An 18,285-nucleotide genomic window follows, 5' to 3' on the forward strand; every position below is an offset into this window, starting at 1 on the left:
TAGGTGAAATGATGATTGGTGAGTCTGAAGCAAAAGCGTTGTTAAAAGGTAAGCTGAGAATAGCTCAAGTAACTTGTGATGATATTCTGTTGAGAAAGCAAAATAAAATAGAAAACGGGTATAACAAAAGTTTAAAAGTGGCTGATAAAATTTTTGAAGAAACCCTCGAATGGTATGGTGACTTTTTATTATCTTGTCGAAAATTTAAGCGTTCAAGCTCTAAGCATTGGCGGTCAGAGTATTTTGCTATAGAGCCTGAATTAGGGCCGGCTAAAAATGTTGGTAATGTATGTGGGTTTGTATTCGGTACTTTTGATTCAAGAAAATTTCTAAAAGGTGAACCGAGTGCTGGCAGTAAATTACAAAGCCATTTTTATTTTCATGAGCACTTTTTGACTCGTTGTATTCAACGGTTTGGTGAGCGTTCAATGTCTAATATTGGATGGTATATCTATCCAATTATTGAGTGGTTAGTCACTGAAAATATACCTCTATCGAAATTATGCGAGTCAAATTATTTTGTTTTTGATGAATTCGTTCTAGTTGCAAAAAAACTAGAGGGTAGTGAAGGTATCGTGTTTATAACGATTTTAATTTCAGAGTTCATGACTGATAATCAACGAACGTTTTTCTTTAATGCCGCAAGCTCTCTAAAGTATGGACAGTATGAGTTTATTTTAGTTAATGATGTTGGTGATATTGTATACAGAGTTCCTTTCGGAAAAGGAAACAGTCTTCTAGAACTCAGGAAGGAAGGCTCATATTGGTTGGAGGATATTAGGAATAAGCGTGATATTCGTTGGGATAAAAAAACATTTAGCGAATTAGTTGAAATTAGAAGGTTTATATAAATGAGTCTATTGCCTAGCCATGGTCAAATTACCTGTGCAACATGTTTTTCTTGCAATAAGAATGACATTGTTTTTGATCAAACACAGGAAAGCACTCCAAATTGGCGTATTACTAATAACCCGTTAGCCTGGGGGAGTTCAAATCCAGAAATTATTGTGTTGGGATTTTCAAAAGGACCCACTCAATCAGGGGCCTTATCTTCTGTGCCGCATAATGATATTGCATTTAAAGGGGGACGTGCCAATATTGATAAAATACTTAATTTTCTTAATGTTACCCCTCAGAATAAAACTTTAGTTAACAGTCGATATGCATGTGATTCTTTAATTAATAATGAAGATGAAAGGTTTCACTTTGGTTCGTTAATTCGGTGTACTGTTGAAAGATTTGACTCAGCAAAAAATGAATGGAAAGGATCGGGGGGCGGGATGTTAGATAAGTTTGTGAAGACTGATTTCGGTCAGATGGTTTCACAAAACTGTGCATCCAAGTATTTATCAAATTTACCCTTTAGAACTAAGTTAGTTGTTATGTTTGGCTTGGGTACAAAACTAAACTATGTACACCAATCATTTAAGCTATTTGAACAAGTCAGAGGTGGCAATTGGCGCTGGATAAATGAGGTTGCTTATACAGATGGATTAATCACGATTGTACATGTTGAACATTTTGCTAGCCAAGGATCACTAATTCCTAACTGGTTGGGTGTTAATGATGATCCTCGCCAGAAATATGGTCTCATGGCCCGTGATGTTGTTAATTCGATTTTTAATAAATAGAGTATTTTTGTGTGATTAAAGACAATAGATTTTATTATAAATTACGATTCTTTCATAAAGATGGTTTAGTACTTTACCCTGTAAAAATAAAAAATAGAGATACAGGTAAGCTGTCTTTTAGACTTTCAGAAGGAGGCACCGGAGGAAATAAAAAAGAAAATGGAATTGAAATTGAAGATCCTTTAGCTATGGTTGAGCTCGTTATCCAAAAAGGATTTGCAGTAAGGCTATCGTCATTAGAAAAAAAACAGGGGCTTTATAAAATTAATCATCGTTCTATTATCAACTATGAAATAGCAGAATAAGTTATTCAATAGACAGTGTCCATTTGAAATAAACGATTTTACGATGAATATCAGCATTACTACACAGCTACCATTTTACCTGAGTGTGACACATAAAAAGGCCTGCTTATGTTAAGCAGGCCTTTTGGGTTTAGTTTTCGCTGTTAGTTATGTTCACTTCAAAAACATCGCTTAAGCTAGTCACTATTTGGGTAAGTCACTTTCTACACAAGCAGTTATAAAAGCGGTCTTAGAACTGGTTCATTGTGTTGTCTTTACCAGACGCTTTAAGCGCTTGGTCACCAGAGAAGTACTCTTTATGTGCATCACCCATATCTGAACCAGCCATGTTTTGATGTTTAACACAGGCGATACCTTGACGGATTTCCTTACGTTGAACATTGGCAACATAACCCAACATGCCTTGGTCACCAAAGTATTCTTTAGCCAAGTTGTCGGTAGACAGTGCTGCTGTATGGTAAGTCGGTAGTGTAATAAGGTGATGGAAAATACCTGCTTCACGGGCCGAGTCAGATTGGAAAGTACGAATCTTTTCATCAGCTTGGATAGCAAGCTCAGTGCCATCGTAATCAACACTCATTAATTGAGGGCGGTCGTAAGCTGACACGTCTTGTCCTGCTTTTTGCATCGCATCAAATATTTGCTGACGGAAGTTAAGCGTCCAGTTAAACGATGGTGAGTTGTTATACACAAGCTTGGCATTAGGAACAACTTTACGGATTTCGTTAACCATGCCACCGATTTGAGATACATGAGGCTTTTCAGTTTCAATCCACAATAAATCAGCGCCATTTTGCAATGAGGTAATACAATCAAGTACACAACGTTCTTCACCCGTACCGGCACGGAACTTAAATAAGCCATTTGGTAGACGAGCCGGTTTCACCAGTTTGCCACCTTGCTTGAATACCACATCACCATTTTCAAGTTTTGCAGCATCAACGGCTTCAACTTCAAGGAAGCTATTGTATAAATCGCCTAGATCGCCAGCTTCTTTAGTGACAGCAATTTTTTGAGTTAAGCCTGCACCTAATGAATCGGTACGCGCAACAATCACGCCGTCATCGATACCGAGTTCTAAAAATGCATAACGAACCGCATTAATTTTTGCTAAAAATTCAACATGTGGCACGGTGACTTTACCGTCCTGGTGGCCACACTGTTTTACATCTGACACTTGGTTTTCTAATTGAATACAACAAGCACCGGCTTCAATCATTTGTTTTGCCATCAAGTAAGTGGCTTCTTCGTTACCAAAACCGGCATCAATGTCGGCAATAATAGGTACAACGTGGGTTTCGAAGTTTTCAATTTTGTGTTGAATCGCGGCTTTATCTGACTCTTTGGCACTATCTAATTCGCGGAAAAGACCACCTAGTTCACGAGCATCAGCTTGACGTAGGAAGGTGTATAACTCTTTAATCAACGCAGCAACAGAGGTTTTTTCATGCATAGATTGGTCAGGTAATGGACCAAACTCACTACGCAGTGCAGCTACCATCCAACCTGAAAGATATAAGTAACGACGCTTGGTGGTTAAAAGGTGTTTTTTAATCGAAATCATTTTTTGTTGGGCGATAAAACCATGCCAGCAACCTAAAGACTGAGTGTACTGCGATGAGTCCTTGTCGTAGTTGTCCATGTCTTCACGCATGATCTTGGCAGTGTACTTTGCGATGTCTAACCCAGTTTTAAAGCGATTTTGTAGACGCATACGAGCGACTGACTCTGGGTTGATGGCATTCCATGCACTACCTTCCGAATTAATCAAGGTGGCAGCTTCATCGATATTATTTTTGTAGTGAGTCATGTGTTTATTCCTTAACAAATAGATTAGCGGCAATTGATTACGTTGAAAATAATAGCTAGATTTGGTTAAATAAACCTAATTTATGCTTACTATCTTCGGTATTCACCATATGAATGTATCTCGTATCGACTTGAACCTCCTTGTTTATTTAGATGTTTTACTACGTGAAAGAAATGTTACTAAAGCGGCAGACCAGCTTGGGATCAGCCAGCCTGCAATGAGTAACGGCCTAAAACGCTTACGAAACTTGTTTGATGATCCCTTACTTATTCGCACGAGTCAGGGCATGACACCGACCGAACGTGCAAATGAATTACAACCCATTATCAGTGAGCTGATTATTGGCCTGGAAAAAGCCGTACAACCGCGTGCCAATTTTGATCCACTGGAAAGTGATAAAGTCTTCCGTGTTATGGCAAGTGATTATGCTGAAGCGACGTTAATTCCACCGCTCATTGCTAAGCTTCGTACTCAAGCACCCAACATTATTTTAGATATCATGACCCCAAGTGATGTCAGTTTCCCTGATGTAGAACAAGGAAGAGTCGATATGGTGATCAACCGTTTTGACAGTATTCCGCAATCATTTCATCAAAAAATATTGTGGAGTGATGATTTTAGCTGCCTGATTAGTAAGGGTAATCCTGTTTTAAAGAAGTTTTCTTTAGACAGTTATTTAAAAGCTAAGCATGTGTGGGTGAGTAAAACAGGGATGGGTGTTGGGGTAGGGATGAACCCAGATGATGTTCAGCGTTTGGGCTGGGTAGATGAAGCATTAACGCGAATTGGTGTGAAACGCCAGATCACCGTTTTTACACGCCATTATCAAACCGCCTGTTTGTTGGCTGAGCAACAAGATTTGATCGCAACCATACCAAGTAAGATGGCACGTCATCACATCAATAATGAACGGGTGAGCATTGTTCCGCCGCCTTTTATTATTCAACCCATCGCCTTGACTATGGCCTGGAGCCCTTTGCTTCAGCATAATCCCGCGCATCAATGGATGCGTCAACTTATCACTAAAACCGCAGAAGAGATAAATAGAGGCGATGTTTAACCTTACTGTTATTGTGATTTTTAGTTACGTATATGTTGCAAATTAACCAAAAAACACCATTTTGCCATATCTTTGGTGAATAGTGGTGATAGTAAGTATAAATTGGATAAATAAGATAGCTTTGATATAGAGTAAAGTATTACTGCGTATGAACAGTAAGCTGTTAACAGTGGAATGAGTTTGCGCGAGTTATTTATGGCTAATGCTTATGACTGGAGATTCGGGACTAATGATTTGGGACTAATGATTTAGGGCCAATGATTTAAGGCATATGATTTAGGACTGAGTTTACGGTCAACGCACAGAAATTAAGGTAGGGATATAAAATGACAGCACGTATTCAAGTAGGTGGATTACAGATAGCGCAAGCATTGTGGCAACTGGTCGACAGTGACATTTGCCCAGGTACTGGCATTGATTCAGCAACCTTTTGGGCAAAGTTTGAGGACATTATTAGCGAATTTTCTCCCGTTAATGTGAAGCTGTTAGAAAAAAGACAACAACTACAACAGCAAATTGATCAATGGCATATTGACCATCCCACCAAAGATTTTGACCCTGCACAATATAAAGCTTTTCTATTTGAAATAGGTTACCTGGTGCCTGAGGGTGAGGCTTTTCAAATTAGCACTGAAAATGTCGACCATGAAATTGCCGCGCAAGCGGGACCACAACTTGTCGTGCCGGTTAAAAATGCGCGCTTTGCGCTTAACGCTGCCAATGCTCGTTGGGGCAGCTTGTATGATGCGCTATATGGCACTGACGCGATATCTGAAGAAGGTGGCGCGGAGCTCACTAAACAATACAATCCGGTACGCGGCAACAAAGTTATCGCTTTTGCCAAACAACACTTAGATACCGCTTCGCCCTTAGCACATGGCAGCCATGCCGATGTGACCCGTTATTACCTCGACGCGGGTGTGTTACGGGTGCAATTAACTGACGGCTCAACCACAACCTTAGCCCAAACCGATAAATGTGTGGGTTACCAAGGTAGTGCCGATGCACCAAGTGCTATTTTGTTAGTTAATAATGGTCTGCATATCGAAATTCAAATAGATCCAAGCAGTGTTATTGGTGGCAGCGATCGCGCTGGCGTTAAAGACTTACTGGTTGAAGCCGCTGTGACCACCATTATGGACTGTGAGGATTCTGTCGCCGCAGTGGATGCTGAAGATAAGGTTGAAATTTATCGTAATTGGTTAGGTTTGATGCAAGGTAATTTATCTGCTTCGCTGACTAAAAATGGTAAAGAGATCGTTAGAGAGCTCAATGACGATCGCGTCTATACCGCAGCTAATGCCAACCAGAGTGCCAACCAGAATGCAGATGTAACAACAGTGACTTTACCTGGTAGAAGTTTGCTATTTGTGCGTAATGTGGGTCATTTGATGACCATTGATGCTGTGCTGGATAAAAATGGCAACGAAGTACCTGAAGGGATACTTGATGGCATGATAACTGTGCTTGCTGCGATGCACGACCTTAAAGGTAACAATAATGGTCGTAGTAATAGCCGCAAAGGTTCGGTGAATATTGTAAAACCTAAAATGCATGGTCCTGAAGAAGTGCAATTTACCTGTGACCTGTTTACTAAGATAGAAGATGCGCTCAAGCTTCCGCGTAATACGATTAAGGTAGGCATTATGGATGAAGAGCGTAGAACGACACTGAATTTAAAAGAGTGCATTAGGGCTGCGAAAGATCGCGTCGTGTTTATTAATACCGGCTTTCTTGACCGTACGGGTGATGAGTTGCATACCTCAATGCTAGCGGGCGCGTTTGTGCCTAAATCGGTGATGAAGCAGCAAAAGTGGATTAGTGCTTACGAAGATTGGAATGTCGATATTGGGCTTGAATGTGGCTTACAAGGTCGCGCTCAAATCGGTAAAGGCATGTGGCCAATGCCAGATGAAATGGCAGCAATGCTTGAACAAAAAGTGGCTCATCCTAAAGCGGGCGCAAATACAGCGTGGGTGCCGTCGCCAAATGGTGCTGTGCTGCATTCTACTCATTATCACCAAATTAATGTGGCAGACGTTCAGCAACACATTAAGCAACGCCCACGTGCTAGCATTGACAGTTTGTTAACCATTCCTTTACTTGCTGAAGGGGTAACACTCACCAATGAGCAAATTGCTTTTGAACTAGAAAATAATGCCCAGGGTATTTTGGGCTATGTTGTGCGCTGGATTGATCAAGGTGTGGGTTGTTCAAAAGTGCCAGATATTAATAATGTCGGCTTGATGGAAGACCGAGCAACCTTGCGAATTTCATCGCAATATTTAGCTAATTGGCTTGAACATGACCTATGCAGTGAAGCGCAATTGATGGCGGCGTTGAAAAAAATGGCTGCTGTGGTCGATACTCAAAATGCAGGGGATCCGCTATACACTAATATGGCGCCTCACTTTGACGGCATTGCCTTTAAAGCGGCATGCGATCTGATTTTTAAAGGCAAATCTCAGCCATCTGGTTACACAGAGCCTTTGCTACATGCTTATCGAATTCAAGCTAAAGCAGGTTAATCTTTACCGTTAATACTTGTTCTGAGTGACTAAATAACCTCAACTCGGGATAATAAACGCCTTTCAAGCAGTCCTTTGCCCTGCTAACTGCGTTGAATGAACTTGCAATAGGCTAGCTATTGAGGCGTTCATTCGCCTTGTTAGCAAAACAAATGACAAGTTTGAAATAGTTGAACAATAATACTTTGATATTAAGCATTTTGTTTCCATTTCTAATCCCGAGACCAGGTTATTTAGCTTATGTCAGTTAAGGAGATAGACCATGAATGTGCGCGATATTATGACCTCTAATCCGGTGTGTATTAGCCATGAGGCTAGCCTTAAAGATGCGCATCAATTAATGCAAAGCCGTAATGTGCGTCATTTACCGGTGATCAGTGAATCAACATGGCAGTTTATTGGGATGCTAACCCATAAAAAGATGATCGCTGTTGTATTAACCATGCTCAATAAATATGGCCAAGGGGCGTTAGATAGAAAGGAGCGCTTTACGCCGATTGCCGAGGTTATGGATACCCAAGTGCAGAAGCTCGGTTTGGACGAGCCGCTGACGGTTGTAGTGCAATATTTTATCGACAATAAGCTGGGTTGTTTACCTGTGGTTGATGAACACAATAAGGTTCTAGGAATTGTGACATCGTCAGATTTTGTCAAACTTTGCCAGCGCCTACTACTAGCGCAAAAGTAACCATGGTGTTGAGTCTTTATGGTATTTGGATTAAGTGGGGCATTAATAAGTACAGCCAGAATATTTCCCTCTGACGGCCTAGAAAATTTAAATCAATGTAAAACAAAAAAGCGACCTGAAGGTCGCTTTTTTATTGGCTGAAAAATGCAGGGTTAGCGTTAACGACACAAATCATCAGTCGTTGAATCAATGACAATGTTTATTGTAATGACGCCACAATCTCACGGAAAAATTCGATGGTTTCTTGTTTTGAATTCAGTTCATCAAGAAAGCCTAAATCGGCACTGTTTTTAACGATCACCACATTGTGTTTTTGGTTTACATAAATATATTGTCCATATACACCGACACAGAAAAATTCACCTTGCTGTGCTTCTGGCGGTAACCAAATTTGATAGCCATAACCTAATTTTCCGACTTGCGGTTTTAGGTAATCTGCTTGCGGTGTAGTGGCGGCTTTTATCCAAGCAGCTGACACTATTTGTTTGCCATTAAATGCGCCATTATTGAGTAATAAGCGGCCAAAGCGGGCGTAGTCGCGGGTAGTAACATTTAAGCCGCCTAATGCAAATGCGCTACCTTGAGAATCAGTCAGCCAATAGGCATCGCTTTCCATGCCGATGGTGTTCCACAGATTTTGCTGTAAAAGTTCGACTAATGATTTATTAGTTACTCGTCTTAGAATCATGCCAATAACGTGGGTGTCCATGCTGACATAATGAAATGCTTTGCCTGGGGTTGACTCATTAACCAGTTCGCTGGTCATTTGATCTAACGAGCCGCCAATGGCCAGTACTCGGCCCATTTTGTTAATGTCAGAATAAAAATCTAGATAGTCTTCGTTCCACTTAACCCCGGACGACATTTGCAATACGTGTTTTACTTTGACGTTGCCATAACCAGACTTGGCAAGTTCTGGCAGATAAAAGCCGACGGTTTTTTCAATATCTATGTTGCCAGCATCCACCTGCATGCCGAACAATATCGACACAAATGATTTGGCCATTGACCACGAGATACGCTTGTCATCACTTTTGGTGCCTAGAAAATATTGCTCGTGGGTTACTTTGTCATTTTTAAGCACCAGTAAGGCGGTTGTTGCCCTGCGTTTAAGAAACGCTTCGGTATTAGTTGAGCTGTTTCGATAGGTAAACGATTCAGGCAAAGGCGTTAAGGCGACGTCGAACACATAAGGCTCGCCTTGTTTAACGATTTTTTTGTTAAAAAAGACATCCTTCATATTGGAGAAATTATTTACCACGAGGGATTCATCAAATAAGGTGACTACGCTGTATAAGCGATTAACGCTTTGCCAATTAAACGCGACAAGAACGATGACAATAATGAAGATGCTTAGTAAGGCAGCTTTGATAAACTTAAACAAAGTCGACATTGACGTTTCCAGGTAGATAAAATTGATGTAATGACAATAACCTATAGTCATCATCAATATAAATCAAATTGTTAACCTGTTTATTATTGCCGGTTGAACGTTATGCACCTTGTGTTGAGATACTCACAATATCCCCATGCGATAAAGCTGGTTTTATTCAAACATCGCCGTTAGATTTACCGCTTATATGTGGTCACTTTTGTGAATGCCAACACCGCGGTAGTGTTTATGTTTACTGTTATTCACCTTGCTGCCATTGGCTAATCTGTTATATCAGTTGTTTTAATTAACATTTATTTAACCTGGTGGTTACAGGTTTATCTATTGCTAAAGTAGGTGATAGTGATTCGCTACACATTACATCTAATGTATTGCATTGAAAAATATCATTAATTTTACATTTTTGGTTTATTTTAGCATTTCATTACTTTAGAGTATGCGCCGCTAGGAAAGCGCGTTAGCCCGACGGTAAGGTTAGGCTACATTTGAGTTAATGGATAAACCCCCTTTTTATGATTTATCCATTCTTTATATCTGCTTGAATCTCCTAGCGTAAAATAATCAAATAAAGGAATGATTGATGAAAAACGTTACTGCATTAGCACTAGTATTAGGTTTTGCTGCACTACCAGCTGTAGCTGCACAAGATGCACCATTTCAACACGAAGCGGGTTTGCAATACTCTGCTAATACTGAAGAGTTCGGTGATGGTCAATGGGATCTAAACTACCGTTTCTATTTCGATTCTGTGTCACAAGAAAAAGGCCCATATGCATTAAATGGCTTTTTAGCACAAGCTACCAATGTTGGCGCTAGCTATTCAATGATTGATGATGCTGACATTGATGTTTTCTCTGTTGATGGCACTTATGTTTTTGATTCAAAGTGGTTTGTTGGCGCTAAAGTAGAGCGTTTTGACGCTGGTGTTTTTGATACTGATATTTACCAACTTGATGTAGGTTATTACTTCAACGACAGCTCAAAAGTAGCGGCATTCTATGTTGATGGTAGTGATATTGACTCAAGCTATGGTCTTGAAGCTCGCAGCTTTATCGATCTTAAAAGCACTACTGGTATCGATTTAGGCGCTATGTGGACTCATACTGATGCAGACGATCTCTTTAATGTAAACGCTGACTGGTATGTGACTAAAGCATGGTCTGTGGGTTTAGGTTACGCAGACATCGGTTCTGATGATTTTTTCATTGCTAAAACAGCTTACTGGTTACGCATCTCTGACGCTTTTTCTGCAACATTTGAATTGTCTAAAGATCTTGATTCAGACGTAGACGGTTTCGGTGCTGCAATTGGTGTTGTTGGCCGTTTCTAAGCTAAAAGGCTATTAATAATAGCTTATCAATAAAAGCTTATTGATATCGATCATTTACCCCAAAAAAAGGAGCCTTAACCAGGCTCCTTTTTTGTCTGTGTATCCATATTGTGTCTGTAATAGTGGCAAAATAATTCAGTTATAAATATCGTCTGAAACGTCACCGTATAAATCACTGCATGCACTGCTCGACATTAACCGTTTTTAGTAGCCAACGTGTTGGCTAAAGCTTCTACTTACGCACTTGGAATAAGACGTTATTATCTGATAGTCGTGTGCTTAGCGAAGGTTATTTGAGTGTTATAGATAAAAAAAAGCGAATCGATTGATTCGCTTTTGAATGTTAAAGATTCAAGTCCTGTTGTGTCTGTTGCGCTTCAGCTGTTAGGTGTTGCTGCGCTTGGTCACGAGGCTTAATCTTAACGGTCTAAGTTCATTACCTTAGTCCAGGCTGCAGCAAAGTCATTCACAAACTTTTGCTTCGATGTATCAAACGCATACACTTCAGACACTGCACGAAGCTCCGAGTTTGAACCAAAGACTAAATCGACTGAGGTGGCAGTCCATTTTTTGTGACCTGACTGACGATCAAATCCTTCATAAATACCATCGGTTGACGATTTTTTCCAAACCGTAGACATATCAAGTAAATTGACGAAAAAGTCATTGCTTAAGGTGCCCGGTGTGCTTGTGAGTACCCCATGTTTTAGCCCTTTGTAGTTAGCATCAAGTGCGCGTAATCCACCCACTAAAACGGTCATTTCTGGCACTGATAGGTCAAGTTGGTCTGCTTTATCAACTAACATGTCCACAGGCGACTTGTAGCTTTGCTCTGCGTCAAAGTAATTTCTAAAACCATCAGAAGTTAGCTCAAGTAAACTAAAGGCATTGATATCGGTCATTGCTTGTGTGGCATCACCACGACCAGCATTAAATGGCACTGATACAGTAAAACCTGCATCTTTAGCGGCCTTTTCTATTGCAGCCGTGCCCCCTAGAACGATTAAGTCGGCCAGTGATACTTTCCTTTTACTAAACAAGCTGTCGTTGTAGTCCGCTTGAATCGCTTTTAGTGTTTTAATCACTTTAGCGGTTTCAGCCGGATTATTTACTGACCAGTCTTTTTGAGGTGCTAGTGCAATACGAGCACCGTTTGCACCACCGCGCATGTCTGAATGACGGTAACTTGCCGCAGATGCCCAAGCTACACGCACTAACTCTGACACGGTTAAGTCAGACTTTAGAATTTGTGCTTTAAGTGCTTGCACGCCATCGGCATCTATATTTGATTGTGTTTTATCATCTATAGGATCTTGCCAAATTAGACTTTCTTTAGGGACTTCTTTGCCTAAGAAATTACGTGATGGGCCCATATCTCTGTGCGTCAGTTTGTACCAAGCTTTAGCGAAAGCTAAGCGGTATTCTTCTGGATCGGCTAAAAAGCGTTCAGCAATTTTTCGATACTCAGGATCATACTTTAATGCTAAGTCTGCTGTTGTCATGACAGGAGCGTGAAACTTGCCTTTAACATGCGCATCAGGAACGGCTTTATGCAAAGACTCGTCTGTTGGGATCCATTGAATAGCGCCAGCAGGGCTACGAGTTTGTTTCCACTCAAAGGTAAGTAAATTGCTTAGATACAAAGAGGTCCATTGTGTTGGGGCTTGAGTCCAAGCACCTTCTAAACCACTGGTGATAGTGTCTTCTGAGTGGCCCTTACCGCATTTGTTTTTCCAGCCAAGGCCTTGCTCTTCGATACCCGCTGCAGCAGGTTCAGCACCTAAACAATCTTTAGGCTTGTGTGCACCGTGCATTTTACCAAATGTGTGTCCACCCGCAATTAGGGCTAGGGTTTCTTCATCGTTCATCGCCATACGTTCAAAGGCCACACGAATATTTTTGGCTGAGCCCAATGGGTCTGGTACGCCTTTTGGGCCCTCTGGGTTTACGTATATTAAGCCCATGTGAGTGGCACCAAGCGGGCGCTGTAACTTGCCGCTGCTATCTTCACGGTCGCTAGCAAGCATTTCAACTTCTGGTCCCCAGTACACCATGTCTGGTTCCCAATCATCATTACGTCCACCGGCAAAACCGTAGGTTTTAAAGCCCATATTTTCAAGTGACACATTACCCGCTAACACTATCAAATCAGACCAAGAAATGGCTTCTCCATACTTCATTTTGATTGGCCAGAGTAAACGTCGTGCTTTGTCTAAACTCGCATTATCGGGCCAACTGTTGAGTGGTTCAAAACGTTGCTGGCCACCACCTGCGCCGCCGCGGCCATCAAGGGTGCGATAAGTACCTGCGCTGTGCCATGTCATGCGGATAAAAAAGGGACCATAGTTGCCATAGTCTGACGGCCACCAATCTTGAGATGTGGTCAGTAACGCATTAATGTCTAGTTTTACTTTATCAAGGTCAAGGCTGTTAAATGCCTTGGCGTAATCAAAGTTTTCGCCATAAGGATTAGAGCGCTTATCGTGATCTCGTAGCGCAGATAGATTGAGTTGATCAGGCCACCAAAATTGATTTGTTTTAGCCTGGTTTTCTAATGCTATCCCAGTTCCAACCGCTCCTTTGGGCTTGGTCATTTCTGACTTTTCGTGATTGTTGGCGAAAGCTGAGCCGGATATAAGCAGCATGCTGACAAAACCCGCGAGTACTTTCTGATTAAATAATGGATGTTTCATTGTTAGCTTCCTTAAAGTTAACGCATCTCCGCTTCATGTGAAGATGTATGGTTACGCTAAAATACAAAACCTAATTAACCACTCAAGCTATTAACTATCTACTTGATGTACTCGAGGATTAAAATCAGGGCTTAAATGACTAAGCGAAAACAGAGTATAGGAAAGTATCTAAATGGTAGGTGCGAATAAAAACGATTGTTCTAATCTGAAAAGCTGATGCTAATGAAGAATAAAAATAAGAGGGAAGATCATAAATAAGTGGGGGGGACACACTGATTATTTGCTGACTTATATCGCATTATATTTATTGGCAAGTAGTAGCAAGCCAAAGCATTTATTATGCAATAGACCTGAATTCAAATAATATTTTTATGGCGCTAGCTTGGTTGGTCGATTATAGAATTACTAAACCATTACGCTCATTGGAATTTGCATTTGCACGGCTGGCAAAAGGTGATTTTGATTGTCATGTCGCTGAGCGCCGCTTTAAACAGGTAATGCTAAATTTACTCTCTAATGCCATTAAATATAATAAACCCCATGGCGATATTTTTATTAGCTGCAGCGTATCAAGCAATAACCAATGCACAATTAGCGTAGCAGATACCGGTTATGGCTTTGCTGCTGATGACGTTTCTCGGTTGTTTAAGCCATTTGATCGCTTAGGTGCCGAAACGAGCAACATTAATGGCACGGGTATTGGATTGGTTATTACCCGAGAGTTAGTTGAGCGAATGCAAGGCGAGATAAGAGTACAAAGTGAACTAAACAAGGGTTCGTGTTTTAGTTTAATTTTTAATGCTTTTAAGCAAGCCGACGTACCCACTGAAATTGACATACTGGCTAAAACAGACTTTACAACTCAATCTGATATAGCAGACATCAACGAACAACTCGTTTCAGCAGAGACTTTTCCTATATTAGAAGTACTGGTTGCTGAAGATCAGGTGACTAATCAGCTAGTGTTAAAGCAACAATTAACCTTGCTTGGGGTACATTCAACGTTTGTGAGTAATGGCGAGCAAGCCTGGCAAACTCTGCAAGATAAACGTTTTGATATACTGTTAACCGATATTCAAATGCCAATTTTAGATGGTTTAGGCCTGGCGAAAAGGATTCGAGCAGATAACCGCTTTAAAGATTTAGCCATTGTTGCGATTACAGCGAACATTATTAAAGACAATATCGATGCTTGTTACGATGCCGGTATGAATGATTTTTTAACTAAACCGGTTGAGTTGGCTAAGCTTAAATCGCTTTTAATGGAGCACTCAACAACCATGGTTAATGCTCATATTGACGGTAATAAAGTGTCAGAGGTTGAGACTGATTCATTCGATCAATTAGATATAGCATTGTTAAATGCAATGTTAGGTGATGATCCCACGGTGCATTGCATGGTGTTTAATGCCTTTTTACAAACGGCAGGTGAGCAAGTTAAGTTAATCAGTGCTTATGCGGCTAGCGCAAACTACGCCGATTTATCGTTTCAAGCCCATGGCTTAAAATCGTCATCAAAATCTGTTTCGGCATTAACGTTAGCCGATATTTGTCAGCAAGTTGAAACACTGGCTGCAAAGGGCAGCGTTACCGCTGAGCACGTGAGTGACTTAGAACAATGCTTTAACGAAGTCGTGATTCAGTTAACACGTTATTGTGAATACTATGAATAATGAACTAACGAACCCTTTGGTTGATTAGTCATTTATAAGCATTATACCGCCCACAATCGAACAGTTTACTTTAGCGATTGTGCACAAGTTATGAATGACATTTGTTTATTTAAATTCGCTTAAAATCTTTGTCTATCATGTTACTGAGTAACAATTGTCCTGCCTGGTTAACTCTAAACTCGCCATATCTTGCGTGTTCAAACTCTTCAGCTCGGCCTTCTTGAAAGAAAAAAGCGTTGCTGGCCAGTTTGACTCTGCCGTCACGAACGCGGTACTGGATCAGTCGCTGTGCTGGTGTTAGCGTGGCACCGTTGTAGATACTGTCAAATTGGGCAATACGATTTTGGTCGAGTGTGACAATAAAAAAGCCATCATGGTTATCTGGTGTGTTTGATAGTTCATCGACTGACCGGCTAACTGTTCTCGCGATATCGTAATTTAACGCCATGTAATCACCTTGCATTAACGAGCGAGGGTCGACGGGAGCCAGTTCAAACAGGATGATTTCGCCATTAGCCAACAAGTGTTCTTGTTGATAAATCTTGTAGTTAATACCAGCAAGTATCAATACTGCCGCGATAATAGCCCAAAGCGACAGCTTACTGAGTTGGCGTGAGTTGAGCGCCGCCATAGTATTTAATTGCATTATGGTTGCTCCTTATTGTGTGCCGTTGTCGCGGTATTCATGGTCATTTCTGCTTCTGCTTCAGCTGTCTTGTTGGTATTTATGCTCATGGCAAATCTGAGCAGTAGTAGCACTATGCCGCTGGCCATTAACCACAGTGATTTATCAAACAAGTCGATGTGGAGTGAGTAATAATACATGCCGATAAAGGCGAGCAGGGCGCATACCGAAATGATGACTAATTTACGCTCGTTATAAAAATAGCCTAGCAGTAGCATTAGTAGTGCGGCGCTTAATCCGCTCATGACGATAGAAAGTAGGCCGATTAATATTGCTGCAAGAATCACCATCAACTTGTTGCGAGGACGCACTGTAACAAATTGATTGCTATTGGCATTGCTATCGGTATTGCTATCGGTATTGCTATCAGTATTAGCATCGCTATTGGCATTAGAATGGAGCTGGTTAAAAATTTGATTAATCAGCCATAGCGCAGATAATAGGCTGATTATGATAGCTAAGTAGTCACTGAGGCTAGAGCTTAATGCCATGAGTACGTTTGGCAGTTCCATGGTGTCGCTAATTTCTGACAACATTAAATTGGCGAGTAGTAAACTGATAGCAACGGCGTAACCTAGCATTCTGATACGTTGATAATGTTGTGGCCATCGGTAAAGCTGAGTCCATATAACCACTAAACTCAGCACCAATAATGGCAATATGAGTAGCGATAAATGGTTAATCACTAAGATGGCTAATAAGCTGGGAACCATGGCTAATGCCGCGACAAATTGGTTGGCTTTGTGGGGGATGGCTATCCAGTGTATGGCAAACGTGACCACATAAATGACTGCGATGAGTGTTTCGTTGCTAGATTCTAGGCTTTCGAAGGTGCCAAAAAGCAGCATTGTTTGTCCACATAAACTAAACGCAAATACCATTTGTAGAATAAATTCTTGGCGATTCTCACCCAGTCGGTAATACGCTAAGCATCCTAGACTCAGTACGCCACCAAAGCCGATAAACGATTCGGTTATATCACTTGCAGATGACAGCCCCAGCATCACAAACGCTAATAAAAATAGCGCAGCAACCCAACCACCAAGCATTTGTGCAGCAATGATATACCAAGGGCTGGCTAACAAGGATTCTGGTGCGGTATCAGTATTTACCCAGCCTTTATTTTGCAGTGACAGCCATAATGCGTTGTATGATTTAATGTTACTCATGAGCGGCTTCCTCACTGTTAAGCATTGCCGTTTGAGCAAACTCTGTTTGTAATTTTTTTAACCAATATAAACTGCCACTGGTTAAGCCTATGACCACCATCGCTATCAGAAAAAAGCCTCCAATGGTGTCGTGGCTATCAAATAGCTCCTTTGAAAGTAGCGAAACAATCGAGGTATTTATGCTGGTTAACACCAGTGTGAGCGGATACAAAGCGGGCGAACGATAACGGTACCAACCAAATAAGCTAGTCAGGATGGCGAGGTAAAGCAGCGCATAATAGGTAATATGTTCGCTCGAGTCGAAGTCATAGCTGAAGTCAAAAATGATCCACACTATTAGCCAGGTAAATGCACTTAGACTAGCCAGTAAACTGGTTGCTTCTACCATGGGGCAGTTAAAGCGTAATTGTCCGCGCCACTGACAGCTTTTCGCAAGGGTAAATAGTAGGTGAATGGCTAAGTTAACTAAGCCAAAAATAGCAATTTGTTGAATGTCTTCGAGTAGAAAACTAAATACAGAAGCAAAGGATTGAAGATATAACCCTAGGCTGACGTTGAGTAATACCACTACCAGTAACCACAATAGATCAAAACCTGCGATGTAAGCAAAAGGTAAAATTAATACTGCCCAAATGGCGAATAGTTGCCATGGGTCGGCGCCAGTTTGATAGGTTTGCCCAACTAACGCCAGCAATGCTCCGAGCATAATACTGGCTCCGAGTAACATTGCGTTAGGTAAACTCCAGCCATAAGTCTGTTGGATATGTTGAGCTTGCAAATGATATTGATCATGTTGGGATTTTTGCTGTAAATATTGCTTTTTTTGCGCGCGGTTAGTGAGATAGAATCCGCCAATAAACAACGCAAATATGGTTTCGACTATGGCAAATTTATTGAGGTGTGATAGCGCATCCCAGTTGAAGGCCATGAAAAAAATCACTCCAGCGCCAAATAACAACACTCCGAGATACAGTAAGATATTGGCGATTAATAATTGCCAATTTTTTGCGTTTGGATGGGGATAGACCTCTAACATTGCGGCTTTAAGGTTAGCGGGGGCAATCTTGCCGTCTAAAAACCAATGCCATATAGTTGATCGTTTTTGCGTCATCATCCCTTGCCCATTATCCCTTTGATTGAACCCGTGGCAGTCAATACTCTTTCGCTCACTACGCTAAATGTAAACTAACGCTACCGATATGCAATTAAAAATCATATGCAATTAAAATGCATTGAAAATATCATACGGGATTTTAAATACAGACACTTAGCTTAACACTTAGCTTAACACTCAGCTTAACACTGATGTTTAGCGTTTAT

14 protein-coding genes are annotated in these 18,285 nt (G+C 41.0%); 8 read left to right on the top strand and 6 right to left on the bottom strand.

All coding sequences use genetic code 11. The annotated features are described in order from the left end of the window. Positions 1-8: 8 nt before the first annotated feature. Genes AAEY98_RS00660 through AAEY98_RS00670 form a run of 3 tightly spaced genes read left to right on the top strand, consistent with a single transcriptional unit; the run spans position 9 to position 1,936 of the window. Positions 9-851 (top strand): hypothetical protein, encoded by an 843-nt coding sequence (locus AAEY98_RS00660; protein WP_351014496.1) that lies wholly within the window; start codon positions 9-11, stop codon positions 849-851. Next, positions 852-1,631, top strand: a complete 780-nt coding sequence (locus AAEY98_RS00665; protein WP_351014498.1) for a hypothetical protein — start codon at positions 852-854, stop codon at positions 1,629-1,631. A gap of 11 nt (positions 1,632-1,642) precedes the next feature. Then, a complete protein-coding gene (locus AAEY98_RS00670) occupies positions 1,643-1,936 on the top strand; it encodes a hypothetical protein (protein WP_351014500.1) in 294 nt (97 codons plus the stop codon). A 229-nt stretch (positions 1,937-2,165) separates the two neighbouring features. On the opposite strand, the gene AAEY98_RS00675 is transcribed toward AAEY98_RS00670, so the two are convergent. Continuing rightward, positions 2,166-3,746, bottom strand: coding sequence for an isocitrate lyase (locus tag AAEY98_RS00675; protein ID WP_162022360.1), 1,581 nt, complete (start codon positions 3,744-3,746; stop codon positions 2,166-2,168). 109 nt (positions 3,747-3,855) lie between these two features. Between AAEY98_RS00675 and AAEY98_RS00680 the strand changes: the two genes are divergently transcribed. The 3 genes from AAEY98_RS00680 (at position 3,856) to AAEY98_RS00690 (ending at position 8,022) form a co-directional block, all read left to right on the top strand. After that, positions 3,856-4,806, top strand: coding sequence for a LysR family transcriptional regulator (locus AAEY98_RS00680; RefSeq protein ID WP_101086026.1), 951 nt, complete (start codon positions 3,856-3,858; stop codon positions 4,804-4,806). Between the two features lie 326 nt (positions 4,807-5,132). Continuing rightward, on the top strand, positions 5,133-7,334 hold the full coding sequence (locus tag AAEY98_RS00685; protein WP_351014502.1) for a malate synthase G: 2,202 nt from the start codon (positions 5,133-5,135) through the stop codon (positions 7,332-7,334). Positions 7,335-7,596: 262 nt separating this feature from the next. Next, entirely contained in the window at positions 7,597-8,022 is a 426-nt protein-coding gene (locus tag AAEY98_RS00690) for a CBS domain-containing protein (RefSeq protein WP_351014504.1), read from the top strand. Positions 8,023-8,221: 199 nt separating this feature from the next. Here the strand turns inward: AAEY98_RS00690 and AAEY98_RS00695 are convergent, their stop codons facing one another. Then, positions 8,222-9,415 (bottom strand): serine hydrolase domain-containing protein, encoded by a 1,194-nt coding sequence (locus tag AAEY98_RS00695; RefSeq protein ID WP_351014506.1) that lies wholly within the window; start codon positions 9,413-9,415, stop codon positions 8,222-8,224. 580 nt (positions 9,416-9,995) lie between these two features. On the opposite strand from AAEY98_RS00695, the gene AAEY98_RS00700 reads away from it, so the two are divergent. Continuing rightward, positions 9,996-10,745 carry a putative porin gene (locus AAEY98_RS00700; protein WP_162022363.1) on the top strand — a complete coding sequence of 250 codons (750 nt, stop codon included), beginning with the start codon at positions 9,996-9,998 and terminating at the stop codon, positions 10,743-10,745. A 419-nt stretch (positions 10,746-11,164) separates the two neighbouring features. Here AAEY98_RS00700 and katG read toward each other — a convergent pair whose 3' ends face one another. Continuing rightward, on the bottom strand, positions 11,165-13,438 hold the full coding sequence (gene katG, locus AAEY98_RS00705) for a catalase/peroxidase HPI (RefSeq protein ID WP_351014508.1): 2,274 nt from the start codon (positions 13,436-13,438) through the stop codon (positions 11,165-11,167). 371 nt (positions 13,439-13,809) lie between these two features. Between katG and AAEY98_RS00710 the strand changes: the two genes are divergently transcribed. Further along, positions 13,810-15,111: a sensor histidine kinase gene (locus AAEY98_RS00710; RefSeq protein WP_351014510.1), complete on the top strand. Its 1,302-nt coding sequence runs from the start codon at positions 13,810-13,812 to the stop codon at positions 15,109-15,111. Positions 15,112-15,220: 109 nt separating this feature from the next. On the opposite strand, the gene AAEY98_RS00715 is transcribed toward AAEY98_RS00710, so the two are convergent. Genes AAEY98_RS00715 through AAEY98_RS00725 form a run of 3 tightly spaced genes read right to left on the bottom strand, consistent with a single transcriptional unit; the run spans position 15,221 to position 18,079 of the window. Next, positions 15,221-15,757 (bottom strand): GDYXXLXY domain-containing protein, encoded by a 537-nt coding sequence (locus AAEY98_RS00715; RefSeq protein ID WP_351014512.1) that lies wholly within the window; start codon positions 15,755-15,757, stop codon positions 15,221-15,223. Next, positions 15,757-16,965, bottom strand: a complete 1,209-nt coding sequence (locus tag AAEY98_RS00720) for a DUF4401 domain-containing protein (protein WP_351014514.1) — start codon at positions 16,963-16,965, stop codon at positions 15,757-15,759. Before AAEY98_RS00720 ends, AAEY98_RS00715 begins: the two co-directional genes overlap by 1 nt. After that, positions 16,958-18,079: a DUF2157 domain-containing protein gene (locus tag AAEY98_RS00725; protein ID WP_351014516.1), complete on the bottom strand. Its 1,122-nt coding sequence runs from the start codon at positions 18,077-18,079 to the stop codon at positions 16,958-16,960. The genes AAEY98_RS00720 and AAEY98_RS00725 overlap by 8 nt, the downstream gene beginning before the upstream one ends. Positions 18,080-18,285 lie beyond the last annotated feature (206 nt).

Origin of the sequence: Shewanella sp. AC91-MNA-CIBAN-0169 (assembly GCF_040310165.1) — a bacterium.
Classification (GTDB): domain Bacteria; phylum Pseudomonadota; class Gammaproteobacteria; order Enterobacterales; family Shewanellaceae; genus Shewanella.